A 17,152-nucleotide genomic window follows, 5' to 3' on the forward strand; every position below is an offset into this window, starting at 1 on the left:
AAATGAATTTTAAAGTAATTGACGGTGGTATTTGTGCTGCTAAGGGATTTAAGGCAAACGGTATTTATTGCGGAATTAAAAGACCTGCCAACGACACTCCCGAAGCAAAACACAAAAATGACATTTGCATTTATAAATCTGATGTTGTGTGCAACACTGCGGCTGTTTACACACAAAACAAGGTTAAGGGCGCGCCGATTATTGTTACAAAGGCAAACCTTGAAAAAAGCGGAAACAAAGCCATTGCCGTAATTGCCAATTCAAAAAATGCAAACACCTGCAATGCAGACGGAATTGAAAAAGCAGAAACAATGTGTGAACTTTTATCAAATGAATTAAAAATTCCAAAAGAACAGGTTATCGTTGCATCAACAGGCGTAATCGGACAAATCTTGCCGATTGAGCCAATAAAGACAGGTATACCCAAATTAGTTGACGGACTTGACTATAACAAAAACATTGAGGCAGCCACAGCCATCATGACAACAGATACTGTCAAAAAAGAATACGCAATCGAATTTGAAATTGACGGAGTAAAATGTCACCTTGGCGGAATGGCTAAAGGTTCGGGAATGATTCACCCGAATATGGCAACAACGCTAAACTTTATAACGACAGACTGTGCAATTTCAACAAAACTTTTGCAAGAAGCACTATCGGAAATCGTTAAGGTTACGTACAACTGCCTATCAATAGACGGTGACACATCAACAAACGATATGGTATCTCTTATGGCGAACGGAATGGCAAACAACAGAGAGATTACCACACACGGAGCTGAATTTGACACGTTTAAATCCGTTCTGTATGAAGTTATGGCTAACCTCACAAGAATGCTTGCAAAAGACGGTGAAGGTGCCACAAAGCTTATTGAATGTATCACATCCGGTGCAAAAAACAAAGACACGGCGATTACAGTTTCAAAAAGCGTTGTATGTTCTTCTCTATTTAAAGCGGCGATTTTTGGAGAAGATGCAAATTGGGGCAGAATTTTATGTGCTATAGGCTATGCGGATGCCGAATTTGACATTGACAAGGTTGACGTTGATTTAAAAAGCATAAACGGCATCATTTCTGTTTGCAAAAACGGCACAGGAATTGATTTCAGTGAAGAAAAAGCATCAAAAATCTTATCTGCGGACGAAATTTATGTGCTTGTCAACTTAAATGATGGCAAGGAAAGTGCAACGGCTTGGGGCTGTGATTTGACATATGATTATGTAAAAATCAACGGCGACTACCGCACCTGATACTGAGCAGGAGGACACAGGTTATGAACACAAAAATTGATAATGAAAGCAAAGCAAAAATAATTGCGGAAGCTTTGCCTCACATTCAAAAATACAGAAAAAAGACTATCGTTGTAAAATATGGCGGAAATGCCATGATAAACGACGAACTGAAAAAAGCTGTTATGCACGACCTTGTTTTGTTGACAACGGTTGGAATAAATGTAGTTTTGGTTCACGGTGGCGGGCCGTCAATCAATCAAACGCTTAACAAAATGGAAATTGAAAGCAAGTTTGCCGACGGATTAAGAGTAACAGACAAAGATACAGTTGATGTTGTTCAAATGGTGCTTGCCGGCAAAGTGAACAAGGATTTAGTTTGTCAAATAGGCAATCTTGGCGGACATGCCATAGGGCTATGCGGAATGGACGGAAACATGATAAAATGCAAGCCTCTTGATGATAAGCACGGATTTGTAGGAAAAATAATCGAAACCGATATGTCGGTTATAAATGAAGTTTTGGCAAACAACTTTATTCCTGTTATTGCAACAATAGGATACGACGAAAAAAACAACTGCTATAACATAAACGCCGACACTGTCGCAGCACAAATTGCGGGAGATTTAAAAGCTGAAGCACTTATTTCTATGACAGATATTTCAGGACTTTTGCGTGACATCAATGACGAGACCTCAATAATTCAAAAAGTCTTTATTTCTGATATTCCTGCTCTGATTGCCGACGGAATTATAAAAGGCGGAATGATTCCAAAAATTGATTCTATGACGCAAGCCATCAGAAACGGATGCACAAAAGCATTCATAATAGACGGAAGAGTTCCCCACTCGATATTGATGGAATTGCTAACAGATGAAGGTATGGGAACTATGTTTAAAGGCAGGTAAATTATGAACATTAAAGAACTTGACAACAAATATATAGCAAACAGTTATTCTCGATTTGACATCTGCCTTATCAATGGCAAAGGCTCAACTTTGTATGACGAAAGCGGAAACAAATACATAGATTTTGGTTCGGGGATAGGCGTAACAGCTTTTGGCATATGTGATGACGAATGGAACAAAGCCATTACCGAACAATTATCAAAGGTTGCTCACACAAGTAATTTGTATTATACCGAGCCAAGTGCAAAACTGGCACAATTACTTTGTGAAAAGTCAAATATGAGTAAAGTATTCTTTTGCAATTCAGGAGCAGAAGCAAATGAAGGTGCAATAAAATTTGCAAGAAAATACAGTTTTGATAAATATGGGGAGGGACGTTCAACTATAATTACACTTATTGATTCGTTCCACGGAAGAACAATAACAACTCTTTCCGCAACCGGTCAAGATTGCTTTCACACAATGTTTTCGCCATTCACTCCGGGATTTAAATATTGTCCGACAAACGATACAAAAGCGTTGAATAAAATGATTACAAACGATGTCTGTGCGATAATGTTTGAATGTGTTCAAGGAGAAGGCGGCGTTAACGATTTGTCCTATGAATTTGTAAAAGAAATAGAAAGAATTTCAAAAGATAAAGACATCTTGATGATTATCGACGAAGTACAAACGGGAAACGGCAGAACAGGAAAATATTTTGCATATGAACATTTTGGAATCGAGCCGGACATAGTAACAACCGCAAAAGGTCTTGGCGGAGGTTTGCCAATCGGTGCAGTACTGTTTGGCAAAAAACTGAAAAGCACTGTCACTCCGGGAAGCCACGGTTCAACCTTTGGCGGAAATCCGATTGCAACAGCGGGTGCAATCAGTATTGTCGAACGAATCAATGACGATTTTTTGATTGCCGTAAATGAGAAAAGTAAATACATAAAGAATGAAATTTCAAAATGGAAAAATGTTGAAAGTATATCTGGAATAGGTCTAATGCTTGGAATTTCGACAAACAAAAACGCAGTAGAAATTGCAAACGAATGCTTAAAAAAAGGGCTTCTTGTTTTAACAGCTCACAAGAATAAAATAAGATTGTTGCCTGCTCTTAACATTTCTTTTTCCGAATTAAACGAAGGATTAAACATTCTAAAGGAGGTTATTGAAAAATGAAACATTTACTCAAATTACAAGATTTAAATAAAGAAGAAATTATTGATATTCTTAACTTAGCAGACCAACTTAAATATGAAAATCACAACAAAATCGAGCATCCTCTCCTAAAAGGTAAAACACTTGGAATGATATTCCAAAAGAGTTCCACACGAACAAGAGTCAGCTTTGAAACGGGAATGTATCAGCTTGGAGGACAAGCTATGTTTCTTTCAAACCGTGATTTACAAATTGGCAGAGGTGAACCCGTACAGGACACCGCAAGAGTTTTATCTCGTTACCTTGACGGTATTATGATAAGAACTTTTGAGCAAAAAGAGGTTGAAGCTCTTGCTGAATACGGCTCTATTCCTATTATAAACGGTCTTACAGATTACTGTCATCCGTGTCAGGTACTTGCGGACCTTATGACTGTCAGAGAATACAAAAAAAGTTTTGAAGGATTAAAGTTTTGCTTTATCGGTGACGGAAACAATATGGCAAACAGCCTTATTGTCGGAGCAATCACAATGGGTATGGAATGTGCCATTGCTTGTCCCGACTCTCACAGACCTGATGAAGCGCTAATCAAATGGGCAAACGAAAACGGCAAATTCACGTGTTCTCCAAACATTTATGAATGTGCAAAAGACGCAGATATTCTTTATACGGATGTATGGGCTTCTATGGGGCAAGAGGAAGAAAAGGCAGAAAGAGAAAAAGTGTTCAAGAATTATCAAATCAACGACAAAGTTGTTGCTTTTGCCAAAAGTGATGTAATAGTTCTTCACTGTCTCCCTGCTCACAGAGAAGAAGAAATCACAACAGAAGTTTTTGAAGCACACGCAAACGAAATATTTGACCAAGCAGAAAACAGACTTCACGCTCAAAAGGCTGTTCTTGTTAAACTTCTGCAAGATTAACAAAAAGAAACATCGTAAGCATTCTTGACTTACGATGTTTTCTTGTAATAAAACACTATTTTACCCAATAATTGAGCGTTATATTTTTTGAATTCACAACTGTTCTAACATCATCGGCAGGCTGATTCGGTTTTATTGTACCGTCTGCAAGGGCATTATAAACAGCTGCATATTTTTCATTATAATTTTTGTCCTTAATCTTATTGTCTTTTTTATCTTTATAAGTTTTTTGTGTGCTCATATTGACAACATAAAGGCAGTTGTTGGCGCAATTACCTTCATACGAAGTACCACCGTTATATTCTTTTAAAGCATTCATAACAGCCGTTCTGTAATCCGTTACAACGCTTGAAAGACAATTACCCATAGAACTTTGGTCGTATCCATAACCAAAACCGTATACTTGACGGTCGATTTTCCATGTGGCTGTAAAAATAGATTCAGCCCTTGAATTGCCTCCGCCGAAAATAACTTGTGAACCGTCATTGTACATCATCTCGGCTATTGAAGAATATCGGTCTGTCATTTCAAAATCCGTAATATAGCAGTATTCGTTCGTCATTGCTATACCTGTAGAATTACCCTGATTGTCAACATTCTCCCACTTGTAGAACATATATCCGTCTTTTGGCGGGTTTGCAACAACAGTGACTTTATCACCGGTTTTGTATGAACCTGAACCTGTGCCGTTTTTAACGATTACATCAAAAGTAGGAGCGTCGGATTTAACATAAACAGGAACGATTGAAACCGTATCATCTTTAACTGTTACATTTGTCGAGGAAGAATTAATATCCTCAATCGCGTCTTTGTCATCACATTCCCAATGGTCAAATACCATACCTTTGTCGGCCGGAGGAGCAGTAACCAAAGTGGTTGAATTCTTTTCTACCGTATACTCATCACACAAAGAAGATAAAGATACAACAGATTTTTTTGCAACGATGATTTGAACGGTTTCTGTATCATTCCAAACTGCTGTAATCGTGCAATCACAATCACCCACCAAAAGATTCATTGTTGATTTTTTATCCGAACTGATATTTACTTTTTTATCTTTAACACCTTTTGTGTTACTTTTAACTTCCCAATGGTCAAAAGCTTTGTCTTTATAAGGTTTATCAGCAATTATTGTGACATTTTCGCCGTCAGCATAAACTCCGGAACCAATACCGCCGACAACATTTACCTTAAACGTTTTTTCTTCACATTCTGAAATTTTTTTATAAACAGGTTGAATATTGAATGAATAGTCATAATCCAAATTATCAGCATCATAATTTGCATAATCACAAATTACGTTAGTTGCAGAATCTTCTGCAGCCTTTGCAGCACCTTGAACAAATCCCGCACCATAGTAAGCTGAATTACTGTCCGAAACCGAGCCAAAATACCCAACCTTATCATTTCCTTTTATAACAGAAGCGTATCCGGCAAGATAGCCTGCTTGAAGTGTGTCAAAAGAAACAGTCATAACATTATCAATTTTTTCGGCAACGTCACTTCCCTCTTTATGAGGATAAGCATCTACAAGAAGAAATTTAACATCACCATATTGCGGAGCAAATTTTTCAACAAAAGTTGACATTTTTTCGCCTTGCATAATAATGTATTTTGCTTCATCATTGACGGCAAGTTTGATATAATTCTCAACAGTATTATCATCAAGCTGTTTATTTTTATCAAGGCTCGGTTGATAATATCTGCAGCTCATATCTGAACTATCGGCAAAATCCCGCACGCCATTCCAGGCACTTTGATTATAAGCGCCGTCGTTGATTGTTCCGCCATCGGTTATAAACACCAAATCAAAAACATTTTTTGAATTTTTAGAACATCCTGCAAGAACAAAGCAACAAGATAATAAAACCGAAAAAGAAAGAATTACAGAAAAAAACCTTTTCATAATGTACAATCGCCTCTTTAAAAATATCTAAAATTATAATATCACACATAGGACATTTTTTACAAGACGCTGATAAAAAATAATTTGATTTATAATATGTTATAGGATATAATTATAATGTCAAAATGAACGAGGTGAAAAAATGCAAAACAAACAACTTGAATACATAAGAAACATCACTGATTTTAAACCTGAAATTGCTATAATCTTAGGTTCGGGACTTGGCGAACTTGCAAACGAAACAACTGCGATTGCAAAAATTCAATATAAGGATATACCCGATATGCCGATATCTACCGCACCATCACACAAGGGACAATTTGTATTTGGAATTCTTGAAGGAAAAAAAGTTGTATTAATGCAAGGCAGAGTTCATTTGTATGAAGGCTACACATCAAATCAAATTGCAAGCGTTATCAGATTACTAAAGGATTTAGGCATTAAAACACTTCTTTTAACAAATGCTGCGGGAGGAATAAACAAAGAATTTAATGTTGGTGACTTTATGCTCATTAAAGACCATATTTCTTGTTTTATAGACAGTCCGCTTATCGGAAAAAATGACGACAGCTACGGAACACGTTTTCCCGATATGAGCAACGCTTATGATAAAGATTTACAACAATTAATAAAAAGAGTTGCATATGAAAATAAAATTGACCTCAAGGAAGGAACATATGTTCAACTGAAAGGGCCTCAATTTGAAACACCGAGTGAAATCAAAATGATGTCAATCTTAGGTGCTGATGCAGTTGGAATGAGCACATCGGTTGAAACAATCGCAGGAGTTCATTGCGGTTTAAAAGTAGGCGCAATAAGTATGATTTCAAATATGGCATGCGGAATATTTGACAAACCGCTTTCGGGAGAAGATGTTACCGAAGCGGCAGAAAAATCAGGTCCGCAATTTAGAAAATTACTAAAAGAAACAGTAAAGGCTTTATAATGAAAAACATAGACTATAAAAACGGAAAGCTGTTTTTTCTTGACCAAACAGTTTTACCTAACAGAATTGAATACATACATCCGCGAACAAAGGAAGATTACTATTATGCCATCAAAACGCTTCAAGTGAGAGGTGCTCCCGCAATCGGAATTTTTGCGGGTTATGCAATGGCATTGCTTGACGAGGATAAATACGAATTGAAAAAATATCTTGATTCGGCACGACCTACCGCAGTTAATCTTTCCTGGGCAACTTCCCGAATGATTAAAGCGTATGAGGACGGCAAAGATCTTATAAGCGAAGCTATTGTGATACATAACGAAGATATTGAGATGTGCAAAAAAATCAGCGAATATGGCTTGTCATTGCTCAATGACGGTGACGGAATTCTTACACATTGCAACGCAGGTGCTCTTGCAACAAGTGAATACGGCACAGGACTCGGTCCATTGCTTTTAGGCAAAGAAAAAGGATACACATTCCACGCATATACAGACGAAACAAGACCGCTTTTGCAAGGTGCAAGACTCACTTCTTTTGAACTTGAAAAAGCAGGAATTGATGTTACATTAATCTGTGACAATATGGCAAGTCTTGTTATGAAGCAAGGCAAGATTGACGCTGTTTTGGTTGGTACGGACAGAATTGCCGCAAACGGTGATATTGCAAACAAAATCGGCACAAGCGGTGTTGCAATTCTTTCTAAGCACTACAACATTCCGTTTTATGTTCTCGGTCCGTATTCTACAATAGATTACAACTGCCCGACAGGTGACGACATTGTTATTGAAGAACGAGAGCCGAACGAAATCAAAGAAATGTGGTACAGAGAACCTATGGCATTAAAAGAAACAAAATGCTATAATCCGGCTTTCGATGTTACAGACCACGAACTTATCACGGCGATTATAACCGACAGGGGCATTATTCGTGCTCCGTTTAAGGAAAATTTGCAAAGGATTAAAGATAATGATTAAATTTACAAACGGTTTAGTATTAAACAAGGATTTTAACATTATTAAAGAAGCTGTATTTGTTGATGGCGACAGCATTATTGCAATCGGAAAATGTGAAAAAAATGCCGATACGGTATATAATTTAAACGGAAATCTGCTTATGCCGTCATTCAAAAACGCTCACACCCACTCAGCGATGACATTCGGTCGTTCTTTTGCAGATGATTTACCGCTTCAGCCGTGGCTTTTTGATAAAATTTTTCCTCTTGAAGCAAAATTGACTCCGCAAGATATTTATGATTTGTCAACTCTTGCTTTTTTGGAATATCTCACAAGCGGAACAACCGCCTGCTTTGATATGTATTACTTCCCTGAAATGATGGCAAAGGCAAGCGTTGATTTTGGATTCAGGACAGTTATGACAAGCGGTCTTAACAACTTCAAAGAAAGTCTTGAAGCAGTTGAAAGGTATTACAACGAATTCAACAATTACGACAGTCTTGTAAGTTACAAGCTCGGTTTTCACGCTGAATACACAACAAACAAGGAACTCATCAAAGGGCTTGCAAAACTTGCCGAAAAGTATCAAGCTCCCGTTTTCACTCACGCAAGCGAAACAAAATCAGAGGTTGAGGACTGCATAAACAGAAACGGTATGTCCCCTACTAAATATCTTAATTCTCTTGGAATATTCAATTACGGTGGCGGAGCTTATCACAGCGTTTGGATTGACGATGAAGATATCAAAATTTACAAAGAAAAAGGCATTTGGGCGGTTATAAACGCTTGTTCAAATGCAAAATTGGCATCAGGTATCGCTCCTATATCAAAGCTTCTTAAAAGCGGTGTCAAAGTCGCCGTAGGTACTGACGGAGCAAGCAGTAACAATGCACTTGATATCTTCAGAGAAATGTATACAATTTGTGCAACTCAAAAACTCAACGACAAAGACGCTTCATCAACAGATGCAAACGATATTCTCAAAGCATCAACAATCGGTTCGGCAAGATGTATGGGACTGAACGATTGCGATGTTATTGATGTCGGCAAAAAGGCAGATTTGATTGTAATTGATATGCACAGACCGAGTATGCAACCAATCAACAACATAACAAAAAATCTTGTTTACAGCGGCGGCAAGGATATTGTCAAAATGACAATGATAAACGGCAAAATTTTATATGACAACGGCGAATTCAAAAACATTGACATTGAAAAAATTTACGCAAACGCACAAGCTGTTATAGACAGAATAAGATAATAAACACAAAACACCTCCTCAAAATTGAGAAGGTGTTTTTTTATAAAATAAAAAAAGCCTTGAAAACAAAAATTTCAAGGTTTTCTAAGGCTTCGGTGGAGCTGATAACCGGATTTGAACCGGTGACCTCATCCTTACCAAGGATGCACTCTACCGACTGAGCTATATCAGCAAAAATGGCGACCCGGAACGGGCTCGAACCGTCGACCTCCAGCGTGACAGGCTGGCGTTCTAACCAACTGAACTACCGGGCCATTTATCCTGCCTATAGATAATAACAGAATAGGCAGGCAATGTCAAGAATTATTTTTACTTTTTTTAAATTAAAGTGCCATAGTTTCGCAATAAATGCAACGATAAGTTCCCTTCTCATCGGTTAACTTGAAAATATGATCTATATCTTCATTGTTTGAGATGCAACGAGGATTTGGGCACTTAACAACATTCTTGATTTCTTTTGGAAGAGAAAGATCCTTTTTGTCGATTCTCTCACTGCTTTTTATAACATTAACGGTTGCATTCGGAGCAATGTATGCAATAACATCCAAATCCAAGTCCACAAGCTCATTAATCTTAATAATATCCTTTACATCATTTTTCTTTGACTTTGCGTTTGTAATAATAGCAACCTGACAAGAAAGCTTGTCAAGAGAAAGGATATTATAAATCTGCATACCCTTACCTGCCGGGATATGGTCGATTACATAACCGTTTTCGATAGAATCAATATTCAAGATTGCCACCCCATTTCAATAAAGTCATAATAAGCGCCATACGGATGTATTTGCCGTTGAGTGCTTGTTCAAAATACTTTGCTCTCGGGTCATCATCTATATCGGTAGAAATCTCGTTGACTCTCGGAAGCGGATGCATTATAGTCAAATCCTTTTTAGCATTGTCAAGCTTTTTCAAATCAAGAATATAAGCGTCCTTGTGTTTCAAGTATTCTTCTTCGGAGAAAAAGCGTTCTCTTTGAATTCTTGTCATATATAGAACATCAAGAGTAGGCATAACATCTTCAAGAGATTCTACCTGAACATATTCGGCACCGCTCGGAATAAGCACATCGGAGATAATATAATCCGGAACTTGCAATTCCTTAGGTGCAATAAGCACAAACTTTACATTCTTATATCTGCACATAGCCTTAATGAGCGAGTGAACGGTTCTGCCAAACTTTAAGTCACCGCAAAGACCAATTGTAATATCACCGAATTTGCCTTTTTCTCTGTAAATAGTTAAAAGGTCGGCAAGCGTTTGAGTCGGATGTGCGTGACCGCCGTCACCTGCGTTGATAATCGGAACAAGGGTTCTTTTTGTTGCAACTCTCGGAGCACCCTCAAGAGGATGACGCATAGCAATAATATCCGCATAATTTGACACTATACGAACAGTATCTTCAACCGTTTCACCTTTTGAAGCAGAGGTAGAATCCGCAGAAGAAAATCCAATAACATTTCCGCCAAGCTCATACATAGCCGCTTCAAACGAAAGGCGGGTACGGGTGCTCGGCTCAAAAAACAAAGTTGCAAGCTTTTTGCCGTCGCACACATGAGCGTATTTTTGCTTATTTTCGATAATATCGGTTGCAAGAGCAATCATATCATCAATTTCTTCAAGTGTTAAATCGGTTGTATCTAATAAATGACGCATTTATTGTACCTCCGTTATTATGCCTTTGCACCGTTGATTTCAAGATACGCCTTGATTCTCGCAACATTCTCGGCATTCTTTTCATCTTCTTCAAGATATTCGATAATGTCGTAAACATCAACAACGCTGTATACAGGAAAACCGTATTCCTCGCCAACCTCTGCGATTGCGGATTTGTCGGTTTGACCCTTTTCCTTGCGGTCAACCATAACGAATGTTGCAGCAACCTTTGTGCCCTCAATCTTTGAGAGAATAGCCATACTTTCTCTGATAGCTGTACCTGCGGTTACAACATCCTCAACGATAACGATTTCTTCACCTGCTTGTGGCTTGTAGCCAACAAACACACCACCCTCGCCGTGATCCTTTTCTTCTTTTCTGTTGAAGAAGAACGGAACATCAAGACCTTGCTTTGCAAGAGCAACGGCAGCCGAAACCGCAATCGGAATACCCTTGTATGCAGGACCGTAAAGAACAGCCTTTTTGTTGCCCACCTTGTCAAAATAAGCCTTTGCATAAAACTCGCCGAGTTTTGAAATCTGCTCTCCTGTTTTAATTTCGCCTGCATTGATAAAATAAGGAATCTTTCTTCCGCTTTTTGCGGTGAAATCACCGAATTTCAACACGCCGGCACTTTCCAAAAACTGAATAAACTCTCTTTTGTAGCTTTCCATAATGCCCTCCTAAATATATTAACCAATGAATTCTGCACAGCATCTTCTGTATGCTGAAACAGGGTCATCTGCCTGAGTAATAGGTCTGCCCACAACGATATAGTCAGAACCGATCTCCTTTGCCTTTTCAGGTGTTGTAACACGAACTTGGTCGCCTACCTCACCGTCTGCAAATCTAACGCCCGGAGTTACGGTGATGAAATCGGATGAGCAAGCATCCTTAACCATTCCTGCTTCAAGCGGTGAGCAAACAACACCGTCAAGACCTGCTTCCTTGGCATTTTGTGCATATTTTACAATTGTGTCGTTGATTGACGCATTAATGAGAAGTTCGTTTTGCATACGCTCCTCGCTTGTTGAAGTAAGCTGTGTTACGGCAATCAAAATAGGACGAGTGCCGTCCTCACGAGTAAGACCCTCAAGAGCAGCTTTCATCATATCAATTGTGCCTGCGGCGTGAAGATTTGTCATATCAACATCAAGTTGCGACAAAACAGCCATAGATTTTTTAACTGTGTTTGGAATATCGTGAAGCTTTAAATCAAGAAAAATCTTGTGGCCTCTACGCTTAATTTCTCTGACAATTTCAGGACCTTCGGCATAAAAAAGTTCCATACCGATTTTTACAAAAGGCTTTTCCTCTGTGAATTTGTCAAGAAAATCAAAGGTATCTTTTGCACTTGCAAAGTCACATGCTATAATAACATCTTTTCCCATTATTCAACCACTCCTATAATATCACTTAATTTATTAATTCCTAATTTTTTACATTCAATCGGCAATGCTTCGATAATATCTTTGCATACATATGGATTGACAAGATTTGCAGCACCTACTTGAACAGCAGTTGCACCTGCCATCATCATTTCGATTACATCTTTTGCAGTGCTGACACCGCCACATCCCATAACAGGAATATTGCAAGCTTTTGAAACCTGATAAACCATTCTGACAGCAACAGGAAATATTGCGTCACCGCTGAAACCGCCCATTGTATTGGCAATAACAGGTTGTCTGCGTTTAATATCAACTCTCATACCAAGCATAGTGTTGATAAGGCAAATGCCGTCTGCACCTGCGTCCTCACAAGCCTTAGCAATCGAAACAATATCAGTTACATTTGGTGAAAGTTTAATAAAAACAGGCTTTGTTGTAACTGCCTTAACCGCCTTTGTAACCTCTACTGCAGCATCGGGAGATGTGCCGAATGACATTCCTCCGCCGTGAACATTAGGGCAAGAAACATTGACCTCTAAAATACCAACTTGTTCTTCTTTGTCAAGAAGTTCACAGGTATATGCATAATCATCCACGCTGAAACCCGAAACATTTGCGATAACAGGCTTGTGGAAGTATTTTTTCATTTCAGGAAGTTCGTGTTCAATAACATGATGAACGCCTGGATTTTGAAGTCCTACAGCGTTAATCATTCCGTTTTTACATTCTGCAATTCTTGGAGTAGGATTGCCGAATCGAGCGTCCTTTGTTGTTCCCTTAAACGAGAATGAACCGAGGATATTAATATCGTAAAAATCTTTGAATTCGTTGCCGAAACCAAAAGTACCCGATGCCGGAACAATAGGATTATCCATTTCCATTCCGGCAAGGTTAACCGATAAATCTACCATATAATCTCCTCCTTAACAAGAACAGGACCATCCTTACAAATTCTCTTATTGCCATACTTTGTTTTGCATGAGCAACCCATACAAGCACCAAAGCCACAACCCATACGCTCTTCAAAGCTGAACTGACCCGAAGTATCGGTTTCATTGTAAATCGCCTTGAACATCGGAAGCGGACCGCAAGTATAGAAATAATCGTAATCTATATCTTTCATTGCGTCTGTAACAAAGCCTTTAATACCATATGAGCCGTCAACAGTTGTAACAAAAACATCACAGCCGAGAGCCTTGAATTCGTCCTCATAAAAAATCTCTTTTGCAGTATTAAAACCCAAAACAACAGAAACTTTTTGACCGTCATTAATCAATGCTTTTGCAAGATTGTACATAGGCGGAACACCTACTCCGCCACCGATAAGAAGCGGTTTTGTTGATTTTGAAATATCGTATCCGTTGCCAAGACCCGTGAGGACATCAAGCACTTCACCGACAGCAAGGCATTTCATTTGCTCTGTTCCCTCGCCTACGACCTTGTAGATGATTGTGATTGTGTCATCGCTGTAATCACAAACAGAAATAGGTCTGCGCAAGAATTTGCCGTCAAGCTGAATGTTGATGAACTGTCCCGGAGCGGTGATATACTGAGTATCACCGCCGAGAACCATTTTGTAAACATCCTCTGTCAAAGCATCATTTGATAAAATTTTATATTTATTCTGCTTATACATAAATTATCCTTTATTCTGCGTCAATAGTTGATACGCCGAGTGTAATTTCTTCAAGTACATCAAGAAGAACCTTTACAGTATCAAGAGAAGTAAACATTGTTACATTGTTGTCTACTGCCGCTCTTCTGATTTCAGAGCCATCCGAGTGGCTGTCGCCTGCATTGATATCAATTGTGTTGATAACATAAGCAATATGTCCCTGACGGAGAGCCTTAAGGATTTCGTCACTTTCGTCAGCCGTGAGCTTTTGACGAACTCTTGTTCTGATACCGTGCTCTTTAAGATACTTTGCAGTACCTTCTGTTGCTTCAATGTTGAAGCCGAGGTCGTAAAATCTCTTGATAAGAGGCAAAGCTGTCGGCTTGTCCTGGTCAGCAATAGTTACCAAAACTGTACCGTAGTTTGCAACATTCATTCCGGAAGCCTGAATAGCCTTGTAAAGAGCCCGAGTGAGCGACTTATCATAACCGATTGCTTCACCTGTTGACTTCATTTCAGGTGAAAGATATGTATCCATACCCTTAAGCTTGCTGAATGAGAAAGCAGGTGCTTTAACATACCAGCGCTTCTTTTCAGGCTGATATACGTTTGTATATCCCTGCTCCTTGAGGCTGTGGCCAAGAATAACCTGTGTTGCAATGTGAGCCATAGGAACGCTTGTTGCCTTTGAAAGGAACGGAACCGTACGAGATGAACGAGGGTTAACCTCGATTACAAATACATCATCGTTTTCATCAGCGATAAATTGAATGTTATAAAGACCGACAATGCCAATTGCCTTACCGAGTTTAACGGTATAATCAATGATTGTGTCCTTAACCTTTTGGCTTGCCGTGAATGTTGGGTAAACGGAAATACTGTCGCCCGAATGAACGCCTGTTCTCTCAACATGTTCCATAATGCCGGGGATAAATACATCCTCGCCATCACAGATAGCATCAATTTCAAGTTCTCTGCCCATAATGTACTTGTCAACAAGTACAGGCTGTTCTGTATTGATTTCTACTGCGGTTTGGAGATAATGACGAAGTGACTCCTCATTTGCAACGATTTGCATTGCACGACCGCCAAGAACGAATGACGGACGAACGAGAACAGGATAGCCAATCTTTTCGGCAACTCTTACGCCCTCTTCAATATCTGTTACAGCCTCGCCCTTTGGTTGAGGAATACCGAGGTCGTTCATAACCTTTTCGAACGAATCTCTGTTTTCTGCTCTGTCGATTGCTTCAACATCTGTGCCGATAATCGGAACACCAAGAGCGTCAAGTGGCGGAGCAAGGTTAATTGCTGTCTGTCCGCCGAGAGATACAACAATTCCGAGTGGCTTTTCAAGTTCGATAACATTCATAACATCTTCAACAGTGAGAGGCTCAAAATAGAGCTTGTCTGATGTTGTGTAGTCGGTTGAAACAGTTTCAGGATTGTTATTGATAATAATAGCCTCATATCCTGCATCTCTGATTGACCAGATTGCGTGAACGGTTGAGTAGTCAAATTCTACGCCCTGACCGATACGGATAGGGCCTGAACCGAGAACAACAATCTTCTTTTTGTCGCTGACAATTGACTCATTTTCCTGCTCATAAGTTGAGTAGAAATACGGAACATAACTGTCAAACTCCGAAGCACAGGTATCAATCATTTTGTACACAGGGAAAATCTTGTTTTCTTTACGAAGATTAAACACTTCGGCTTCTGTCATACCCCAAACCTGACCGATGTATTTATCGGAAACGCCCATCTTCTTTGCATCTTTAAGCGTTTCAATATCTCCGACATTAGTTTTAAGGGTCTGTTCAAAATCGGTAATGTTCTTGAACTTATCAAGGAAGAACATATCAATCTTGGTGTCGTTATAAATCATATTAAGGTCAACGCCAAGACGGATAAGTTGAGCAATTGCAAAAAGTCTGTCATCTGTGCCGATTTTGATATATTCCAAAAGTTCGTCAGTTGAATATGAGTCAAACTTCTTGTTGTAAAGATGGCAAACACCGGTTTCGAGTGAACGAATAGCCTTGAGGAGTGATTCCTCCATTGTTCTGCCGATGGCCATTACTTCACCGGTTGCCTTCATTTGAGTGTTGAGCGAGTTATTTGCATCGGCAAATTTATCAAACGGGAAGCGAGCAATCTTTGTTACAACATAGTCGAGAGTCGGTTCAAATGATGCAGGAGTGTTTGCGATTTGAATTTCATCAAGGTGCATTCCAACAGAAATCTTTGCGGAAACTCTTGCAATAGGATAACCCGAAGCCTTTGACGCAAGTGCCGAAGAACGAGAAACTCTTGGGTTAACCTCAATCAAATAATACTGGAATGAAAGTGGGTCAAGTGCAAACTGAACATTACAACCACCCTCAATTTTAAGTTCTCTGATAATCTTGAGAGCACTGTCACGAAGCATATGATACTCTTTGTTGGTGAGTGTTTGTGATGGAGCAACTACAACACTGTCGCCTGTGTGAATACCGACAGGGTCAATGTTTTCCATATTACAAATTGTGATAGCAGTGTCGTTTGCATCACGCATTACTTCATACTCAATTTCTTTGTAGCCCTTGATTGATTTCTCAACAAGAACCTGATGCACAGGAGAAAGTGCAAGTGCGTTTTTGAGCATTAATTCACATTCTTCCTCGTCATCGGCAAAGCCGCCGCCTGTACCACCAAGGGTGAAAGCAGGACGAAGAACAACAGGATAGCCGATGTCACGAGCCGCCTGCAAGCCCTCCTCAAGAGTGTTTGCGATTTCTGACGGAAGAACAGGTTCTCCAAGGCTTTCGCACAAGTCCTTGAACAATTCTCTGTCCTCTGCTCTTTCAATAGCCTTAAAACTTGTGCCGAGAATTTCAACATCACATTCTTGAAGAACGCCTTTTTTGGCAAGCTGAACAGCAAGGTTAAGACCTGTTTGACCGCCGAGTGACGGAAGAATTGCATCAGGTCTTTCGTGACGGATAATTCTTGCAACATATTCAAGATTGAGAGGCTCCATATAAACCTTGTCGGCAATATCGGTGTCGGTCATAATTGTTGCAGGGTTTGAGTTGATGAGAACAACCTCGTAACCCTCTTCACGAAGTGCAAGGCAAGCCTGTGTGCCCGAATAGTCGAATTCGGCAGCTTGTCCGATAACAATAGGACCTGAACCTATTACCAATACCTTATGTATATCTGTACGCTTTGGCATA

At 39.3% G+C, this 17,152-nt stretch carries 15 protein-coding genes and 2 tRNA genes; 7 read left to right on the forward strand and 10 right to left on the reverse strand.

The window, feature by feature from the left end; genetic code table 11:
• The first annotated feature begins 2 nt into the window (after nt 1-2).
• The 4 genes from argJ to argF are packed head-to-tail and all read left to right on the forward strand — an operon-like array spanning nt 3 to nt 4,206.
• On the forward strand, nt 3-1,250 hold the full coding sequence (gene argJ, locus Q0E03_RS02985; protein WP_297129390.1) for a bifunctional glutamate N-acetyltransferase/amino-acid acetyltransferase ArgJ: 1,248 nt from the start codon (nt 3-5) through the stop codon (nt 1,248-1,250).
• Nucleotides 1,251-1,273: 23 nt separating this feature from the next.
• Entirely contained in the window at nt 1,274-2,137 is an 864-nt protein-coding gene (gene argB, locus Q0E03_RS02990; RefSeq protein ID WP_297129393.1) for an acetylglutamate kinase, read from the forward strand.
• Between the two features lie 3 nt (nt 2,138-2,140).
• Complete coding sequence (locus Q0E03_RS02995) at nt 2,141-3,304, forward strand: aspartate aminotransferase family protein (protein WP_297129398.1); 1,164 nt, start codon at nt 2,141-2,143, stop codon at nt 3,302-3,304.
• Nucleotides 3,301-4,206, forward strand: a complete 906-nt coding sequence (gene argF / locus Q0E03_RS03000; protein WP_297129401.1) for an ornithine carbamoyltransferase — start codon at nt 3,301-3,303, stop codon at nt 4,204-4,206. Before Q0E03_RS02995 ends, argF begins: the two co-directional genes overlap by 4 nt.
• A gap of 55 nt (nt 4,207-4,261) precedes the next feature.
• Here argF and Q0E03_RS03005 read toward each other — a convergent pair whose 3' ends face one another.
• Complete coding sequence (locus Q0E03_RS03005) at nt 4,262-6,112, reverse strand: BMP family ABC transporter substrate-binding protein (RefSeq protein WP_297129404.1); 1,851 nt, start codon at nt 6,110-6,112, stop codon at nt 4,262-4,264.
• A gap of 142 nt (nt 6,113-6,254) precedes the next feature.
• Here Q0E03_RS03005 and Q0E03_RS03010 point away from each other — a divergent pair, with 142 nt between their 5' ends.
• The 3 genes from Q0E03_RS03010 to Q0E03_RS03020 are packed head-to-tail and all read left to right on the forward strand — an operon-like array spanning nt 6,255 to nt 9,275.
• Nucleotides 6,255-7,058, forward strand: a complete 804-nt coding sequence (locus Q0E03_RS03010) for a purine-nucleoside phosphorylase (RefSeq protein ID WP_297129407.1) — start codon at nt 6,255-6,257, stop codon at nt 7,056-7,058.
• The gene (mtnA, locus tag Q0E03_RS03015; RefSeq protein WP_297129409.1) at nt 7,058-8,035 is read left to right on the forward strand and encodes an S-methyl-5-thioribose-1-phosphate isomerase; all 978 of its coding nucleotides are present in this window, start codon (nt 7,058-7,060) and stop codon (nt 8,033-8,035) included. The genes Q0E03_RS03010 and mtnA overlap by 1 nt, the downstream gene beginning before the upstream one ends.
• Complete coding sequence (locus Q0E03_RS03020; protein ID WP_297129410.1) at nt 8,028-9,275, forward strand: amidohydrolase; 1,248 nt, start codon at nt 8,028-8,030, stop codon at nt 9,273-9,275. Before mtnA ends, Q0E03_RS03020 begins: the two co-directional genes overlap by 8 nt.
• 96 nt (nt 9,276-9,371) lie before the next feature.
• On the opposite strand, the gene Q0E03_RS03025 is transcribed toward Q0E03_RS03020, so the two are convergent.
• From Q0E03_RS03025 to carB, 9 genes are all read right to left on the reverse strand, one after another.
• A tRNA-Thr gene (locus Q0E03_RS03025) sits at nt 9,372-9,447 on the reverse strand.
• A gap of 5 nt (nt 9,448-9,452) precedes the next feature.
• Nucleotides 9,453-9,529, reverse strand: a tRNA-Asp gene (locus Q0E03_RS03030).
• A gap of 69 nt (nt 9,530-9,598) precedes the next feature.
• The gene (locus Q0E03_RS03035; protein ID WP_367270223.1) at nt 9,599-10,012 is read right to left on the reverse strand and encodes an aspartate carbamoyltransferase regulatory subunit; all 414 of its coding nucleotides are present in this window, start codon (nt 10,010-10,012) and stop codon (nt 9,599-9,601) included.
• Nucleotides 9,999-10,928: an aspartate carbamoyltransferase gene (gene pyrB / locus Q0E03_RS03040; RefSeq protein WP_297129414.1), complete on the reverse strand. Its 930-nt coding sequence runs from the start codon at nt 10,926-10,928 to the stop codon at nt 9,999-10,001. The genes Q0E03_RS03035 and pyrB overlap by 14 nt, the downstream gene beginning before the upstream one ends.
• Nucleotides 10,929-10,945: 17 nt before the next feature.
• Nucleotides 10,946-11,602 (reverse strand): orotate phosphoribosyltransferase, encoded by a 657-nt coding sequence (gene pyrE, locus Q0E03_RS03045; protein WP_297129415.1) that lies wholly within the window; start codon nt 11,600-11,602, stop codon nt 10,946-10,948.
• Between the two features lie 18 nt (nt 11,603-11,620).
• A complete protein-coding gene (gene pyrF / locus Q0E03_RS03050; RefSeq protein WP_273430353.1) occupies nt 11,621-12,319 on the reverse strand; it encodes an orotidine-5'-phosphate decarboxylase in 699 nt (232 codons plus the stop codon).
• Nucleotides 12,319-13,230, reverse strand: a complete 912-nt coding sequence (locus tag Q0E03_RS03055) for a dihydroorotate dehydrogenase (protein WP_297129417.1) — start codon at nt 13,228-13,230, stop codon at nt 12,319-12,321. The genes pyrF and Q0E03_RS03055 overlap by 1 nt, the downstream gene beginning before the upstream one ends.
• A complete protein-coding gene (locus Q0E03_RS03060) occupies nt 13,224-13,955 on the reverse strand; it encodes a dihydroorotate dehydrogenase electron transfer subunit (protein ID WP_297129418.1) in 732 nt (243 codons plus the stop codon). The genes Q0E03_RS03055 and Q0E03_RS03060 overlap by 7 nt, the downstream gene beginning before the upstream one ends.
• A 10-nt stretch (nt 13,956-13,965) precedes the next feature.
• Nucleotides 13,966-17,151 (reverse strand): carbamoyl-phosphate synthase large subunit, encoded by a 3,186-nt coding sequence (carB, locus tag Q0E03_RS03065; RefSeq protein WP_297129421.1) that lies wholly within the window; start codon nt 17,149-17,151, stop codon nt 13,966-13,968.
• Between the last annotated feature and the right edge of the window lies 1 nt (nt 17,152).

The organism is uncultured Eubacterium sp. (genome assembly GCF_934525195.1).
Classification (GTDB): domain Bacteria; phylum Bacillota; class Clostridia; order Oscillospirales; family Acutalibacteraceae; genus Eubacterium_R.

Coding starts and splice junctions, on each gene's coding strand:
- Q0E03_RS02995 (WP_297129398.1), top strand. CDS start 2,141: ATGAACATTAAAGAACTTGACAACAAATATATAGCAAACAGTTATTCT.
- Q0E03_RS03020 (WP_297129410.1), top strand. CDS start 8,028: ATGATTAAATTTACAAACGGTTTAGTATTAAACAAGGATTTTAACATT.
- Q0E03_RS03010 (WP_297129407.1), top strand. CDS start 6,255: ATGCAAAACAAACAACTTGAATACATAAGAAACATCACTGATTTTAAA.
- Q0E03_RS03005 (WP_297129404.1), bottom strand. CDS start 6,112: ATGAAAAGGTTTTTTTCTGTAATTCTTTCTTTTTCGGTTTTATTATCT.
- argJ (WP_297129390.1), top strand. CDS start 3: ATGAATTTTAAAGTAATTGACGGTGGTATTTGTGCTGCTAAGGGATTT.
- Q0E03_RS03060 (WP_297129418.1), bottom strand. CDS start 13,955: ATGTATAAGCAGAATAAATATAAAATTTTATCAAATGATGCTTTGACA.
- pyrB (WP_297129414.1), bottom strand. CDS start 10,928: ATGCGTCATTTATTAGATACAACCGATTTAACACTTGAAGAAATTGAT.
- pyrE (WP_297129415.1), bottom strand. CDS start 11,602: ATGGAAAGCTACAAAAGAGAGTTTATTCAGTTTTTGGAAAGTGCCGGC.
- argB (WP_297129393.1), top strand. CDS start 1,274: ATGAACACAAAAATTGATAATGAAAGCAAAGCAAAAATAATTGCGGAA.
- carB (WP_297129421.1), bottom strand. CDS start 17,151: ATGCCAAAGCGTACAGATATACATAAGGTATTGGTAATAGGTTCAGGT.
- mtnA (WP_297129409.1), top strand. CDS start 7,058: ATGAAAAACATAGACTATAAAAACGGAAAGCTGTTTTTTCTTGACCAA.
- pyrF (WP_273430353.1), bottom strand. CDS start 12,319: ATGGGAAAAGATGTTATTATAGCATGTGACTTTGCAAGTGCAAAAGAT.
- Q0E03_RS03055 (WP_297129417.1), bottom strand. CDS start 13,230: ATGGTAGATTTATCGGTTAACCTTGCCGGAATGGAAATGGATAATCCT.
- argF (WP_297129401.1), top strand. CDS start 3,301: ATGAAACATTTACTCAAATTACAAGATTTAAATAAAGAAGAAATTATT.